At 67.9% G+C, this 5,127-nt stretch carries 3 protein-coding genes and 2 pseudogenes; 3 read left to right on the forward strand and 2 right to left on the reverse strand.

What is annotated here, in order from left to right; translation table 11 throughout:
• Both L979_RS09970 and L979_RS09975 read right to left on the reverse strand, forming a co-directional pair.
• A pseudogene (locus L979_RS09970) lies at positions 1-346 on the reverse strand (two-component sensor histidine kinase); the annotation flags it as partial.
• Complete coding sequence (locus tag L979_RS09975) at positions 343-1,053, reverse strand: response regulator transcription factor (RefSeq protein WP_047692064.1); 711 nt, start codon at positions 1,051-1,053, stop codon at positions 343-345. The pseudogene L979_RS09970 and the gene L979_RS09975, both read right to left, overlap by 4 nt.
• Before the next feature lie 159 nt (positions 1,054-1,212).
• Here L979_RS09975 and L979_RS09980 point away from each other — a divergent pair, with 159 nt between their 5' ends.
• From L979_RS09980 to L979_RS09990, 3 genes and pseudogenes are all read left to right on the forward strand, one after another.
• Positions 1,213-2,709: a multicopper oxidase family protein gene (locus L979_RS09980; protein ID WP_047692065.1), complete on the forward strand. Its 1,497-nt coding sequence runs from the start codon at positions 1,213-1,215 to the stop codon at positions 2,707-2,709.
• Between the two features lie 5 nt (positions 2,710-2,714).
• The gene (locus L979_RS09985; RefSeq protein WP_231559491.1) at positions 2,715-3,572 is read left to right on the forward strand and encodes a F510_1955 family glycosylhydrolase; all 858 of its coding nucleotides are present in this window, start codon (positions 2,715-2,717) and stop codon (positions 3,570-3,572) included.
• A gap of 322 nt (positions 3,573-3,894) precedes the next feature.
• Positions 3,895-5,127, forward strand: a pseudogene (locus tag L979_RS09990) (HAD-IC family P-type ATPase); the annotation flags it as partial.

Consider the following 5,127-nt stretch of genomic DNA (forward strand, 5'->3'; position numbering starts at 1 on the left):
CCCGGGTGTCGTAGCGGCTGCGGGCCATGGCCTGGGCCGCGTGGGTGAGTGCGTCGATCGGGCGCTGGAGGCGGCGGGTGAACACCAAGGTGACGCCCAGGGCGCATACCAGGGCAGTGGCCAGGGCCATCCCCAGGGTCCAGAGGTTGGTGTCGCGGTAGGCCTGTTCCACATGCATCAGCTGGGTGGCGTCGTGCCCGGCCCCAGCGCGCAGCAGGTGCTCGTGAAAGATCGCTGGGCCCACTATGGAGGCGGCGAGGACCGCGGCGAGGATGCTGGCGATCACCACGATGGTTTGCGCCAGGAAGAACCGGGAGGCCAAGCCTCGTGGGCGGTGCCTGCTCATCGGCTTGCCATGCGGTAACCGACCCCTCGGACCGTGCTGATGCAGTCAAGATCGGGGTGTGCCTCAATGAGTTTGCGGCGCAGATGCCCGATGTGCACGTCCACGATCCGCTCGTCGCCCACCCAGGACGGACCCCACACGATGTCGATGAGCTGACGGCGGGAGTAGGCCCGTCCGGGGCCGGCCGAGAGTGTGGCCAAAAGATCGAACTCGGTGCGCGTCAGTGCGACCGCGGCCCCGCTCACCCGGGCCTCGTGGGCAGCGAGGTCGATGACCAGGTCCCCGAAGACCCATGGGGCCTCTCGAACGGTGACGGTGCGCGGGCGTCGCAGCACGGCCTGGACCCGTGCGACGAGTTCGCGCACGCTGAAGGGCTTGGTGATGTAGTCATCGGCGCCCACCTCCAGTCCGGTCAGCTTGTCGTCCTCGTCCCCACGGGCGGTGAGTATGAGCACATAGCACTCGGAGAAAGACCGAAGGGCACGGCACACCTCGATCCCGTCCAGACCTGGCAGCCCCAGATCCAGGACCACCACATCCGGGTGCTGGTTTCGGGCTGCTTCAAGGGCCGCGGGGCCGGTGTGGGCCTGGTCCACGGTGTAGCCGGCGCGGGAGAGATACGTCGCGATCATCTGCGCTAGGGCCTTCTCGTCGTCGACCACGAGCACCCGTCCCGGATGGGACGGGGAATCGATGCCTGGGTTCATGCCTCCAGTGTCGTCCCCACGCTGCGACTGGGTGACCGCGAGAGCGCAGGTCATCTGTGATCTTCGCTGAATCTTCACAATAATCCCGGTCTCTTCGCCCGTGCGCGGATCCAGAATGGTTGTCGTCGTTCGTGCCCTGCTGTGCCTCGGAAAGGAATCATGAATCAGGTTTCCCGCAGACGGATGTTGACTGGTGGCTTCGGCCTGCTCGGTGCTGGTGTCCTGGCAGGGGGTGCACCTGCCGCGGGTTCCTCCGCGGCACCGTCACTTCCCGGCCGGGCTCTGGTGGAGAAGACGCTTGTCGCGCAACCGGCGACCCTGGACTTGGGAGGCTTGCAGGTCGATACGTGGGCCTACGGTGACACGGTCCCTGGACCGCTGATCCGGGCCACGGCCGGGGACCGGCTACGGATCACCGTCGACAACCAGTTGCCGGCCGAGACCACCGTGCATTGGCATGGCATCGCCCTGGAAGCCGCTGCCGACGGGGTGCCAGGGTTGACCCAGGACCCGATCGCCACCGGGAGCACCTACACCTACGAATTCACCGCACCGGATCCGGGGACCTACTTCTACCACCCCCACGTCGGGGTTCAACTGGACCGGGCTCTGTACGCCCCGCTGATCATCGATGACCCCAGAGAACCAGGGCGCTATGACCACGAATGGGTGCTCGTGCTCGATGACTGGCTCGACGGCACGGGACGCACGCCCGAGGACGTGCTCCAGGCGCTCACCTCCTCCAGTGGGAACGGGGCCGGCCACGGGGGCATGACCGGAATGGACCACGGGGACATGGACATGAGCTCCCCGGAGGCTATGGGCGGTATGGATCACGCACCGATGAAGGGCGGTGGAGACTCGCCCTACGGCGAGGACGCCGGGGACGTGACCTACCCGCATTACCTGGTCAACGGCAAGGTGCCGGAGGCCCCGGATGTGCTGGCCGCCAAGCCGGGGGACCGGGTGCGGCTGCGGATCATCAATGCCGCCGCCGACACCATCTTTACCGTCGCTCTCGGTGGGCACCGCATGGAGGTGACCCACACCGATGGGTTCCCCGTGAAGCCGCAGGAGACGGACGCGCTGGCCATCGGCATGGGCGAACGTTACGACGCGATCGTCACCCTAGCTGACGGGGTCTTCCCGTTCGTGGCCGCCCCCATGGGTAAGGACGGTCAGGCCATGGCGTTGATCCGCACCGGCTCCGGCGCCGCACCGGCCCCGACGGTGACGCCGAAGGAACTGCGTTGCCCGGCCCTGATCGGCGCCGAACTGGAGCCGGCCGACAGCGCCCGGTTGGAGACCCGGGACGTCGAAGTGGCCCTGCCTATGGCGCTGACCGGACAGATGGACCCTTACCAGTGGGGGTTCAACGGCGCTCCATACGGCAAGAATGACCCGCTGATGATCCGAGAAGGCCAACGCGTCCAGCTGGACGCGGCCAACCAGACCATGATGGCCCACCCGCTGCACGTCCACGGCCACACCTTCGCCCTGCCCAACGGATTACGCAAAGACACGGTCATGCTCGCCCCGATGCAATCCCTGGCCCTGCAACTGCAAGCCGACAACCCCGGGGATTGGATGGTCCACTGCCACAACCTCTACCACGGCGAGGCCGGAATGATGATCGAGATGAGGTACCGCCGATGACGCTCATGCCCCGACGGGCTCTCCTCGGTTTGGGCCTGGTCACAGGAACCGGGCTGGCGGTCGCAGCCTGTTCCCCGCAGCCGGGCGCCTCCACATCGGCCCCCTCCGGTGAGGGCGCCGCCGGGGCCACGGCGATCACCCATGTCCATGGGATCACACGCGCTCCGGCCGACGGGGCCGTGCTGCTGGCCACCCACGAGGGCCTCTACCGTCTCGAGGACGGGGACCTGACCAGAGCCGGGCCCATCGTGGATCTGATGGGCTTCACCATCGCCGCCGACGGCCGCTACCTGGCCTCAGGCCACCCCGGCCTGGGCGTGGACCTACCCGAGCCATTGGGGCTGGCCGAGTCCGCCGACGGCGGGCAGAGCTGGAGTGTGCTCTCTCGCGGCGGGGAATCGGATTTCCACGCCCTGGCTGCCGGCCCCGCCGGGATCATCGCCTTCGATGGGCAACTTCGGTTCAGCCCCGACGGGCGCACCTGGCAGATGCGCGCCATTCCCTCGGCCCCGGTTTCTTTGGCCGTGTCCCCGAAATCGGGGGCGGTGCTGGCCACCACGGAAAACGGCGTGCTCCGTTCCACCGACGACGGGGCCAGCTGGTCCCCCCTGAACACCCCCCAGCTGGCCTCACTGGTGGCCTGGGCCGACGACCGCACCATCGTCGCCACAGGGATCGACGGGCGCCTGCTGACCAGCACCGATGCCGGGGCGAACTGGACCTCCAGCCAAGAACCCATCGAGGAGGTCACCGCCCTGGGCGCCAGCCGCACCGATGACGGTGACGTAGAAGCGCTGCTGATGGCAGAAAACCAGGTGTTGCGCACGGTGGACGGGGGAGCGACCACACAGCAGCTGCTGTGACAGCTGGGCTGTGAGCTGACCAGGGCCGAGAATGCCCACCGGGCGGGCCCCACCCCGACAAGACAACATCAGGGAGACGACCATGAGCGAGGCCTCTAAGCGCCAGGAGATGGTCCCGGCGATGAGCGCCGAAGGCGCGGCCGTGCCGCGGAAGCGGTTGAGCGGCATTGACGCAACTCGGAGCTGGCCCTGATCGGGTTGACCGCTATCCACTACCTGCCCGCCCTGGTGGCCGGGGTGGGCTTAGGAAGCATTACAACTTCCCGGAAACTCCTCGCCAAACATACCCCCGGGGGGTACTGTCGAGAATGAGGAGGCCACTATGACGGATTCGCACGCCCACCACCATGGTGGAACCTCGCCCTTGCGCGAGGCCCCCACCCCCGATCACCCCCACGATTCCCAGGACGAGCACTCGGGTGACGGCGGCCACGAGGGAAACGGTGACCATGGAGGCCATGGTGGACATGGTGGACATGACCACGTCGCCATGTTCCGCCGCTTGTTCTGGATCTCCCTGGTCATCTCGATCCCCACGATCTTTCTCAGCGGCAGCTTCGCGCACCTGCTGGGCTACCAGTTGCCGGACAACGCACTGATCACCTGGGTCCCCGTGATCCTCGGCACCGTGCTCTACGTCTGGGGCGGCCGCCCGTTCCTGACCGGTGCGGTCGACGAACTCCGGCAGCGCAAACCCGGCATGATGACCCTGATCACCCTGGGCATCTCGGTGGCGTTCTTCGCATCCTGGGGCAGCCACCTCGGGCTGCTGCCACCGGACCTGGAGTTCTGGTGGGAGCTGGCGCTGCTGGTTGTGATCATGCTGCTGGGGCACTGGGTCGAGATGGCGTCTCTGGCCCGCACCTCCAACGCGCTCGATGAGCTCGCGGCCCTGCTGCCCGACGAGGCTGAGGTGCTTGACCCTGACGGCTCGACGCGCACGGTCGCGCCCTCGGACCTCGCCGTCGGCGACCGCGTGCTTGTCCGCCCGGGCGGACGCATCCCCGCCGATGGTGAGGTGATCGAGGGCGAGGCCGACATCGACGAGTCCATGGTCACCGGTGAGTCGGTCCCCGTCCTGCGCGGGGGGGGGCGACCGGGTCGTGGCCGGCACTGTGGCGACCGATCGGCCATTCACCCTTCAGGTCACCGAGATCGGCGAGAACACGGCGCTGGCCGGCATCCAGCGCCTGGTCCAGGACGCTCAGTCCTCCTCGACCCGCGCCCAGCGCCTCGCCGACAAGGCGGCGAACCTGCTGTTCTGGTTCGCCCTCCTCGCTGCCGCGATCACCGCCGTCGTGTGGGCGATCCTCGGCACACCCAGCATGGCGCTGGTCCGTGTTGTCACCGTCCTGGTCATCGCCTGTCCCCACGCTCTGGGGCTTGCGATCCCGCTGGTCGTCTCGATCTCGACCGGACGGGCCGCCCGCCAGGGCATCCTCGTCTCGGACCGCAAGGCCCTTGAGCTCGTGCGCAGCATCGACACCGTCGTCTTCGACAAGACCGGCACCCTCACCCTCGGCGAGCCCGCTCTGCTGGGCGTGCAGCTGGCACC

The organism is Kocuria sp. ZOR0020, from assembly GCF_000800955.1.
Lineage (GTDB): Bacteria > Actinomycetota > Actinomycetes > Actinomycetales > Micrococcaceae > Kocuria > Kocuria subflava.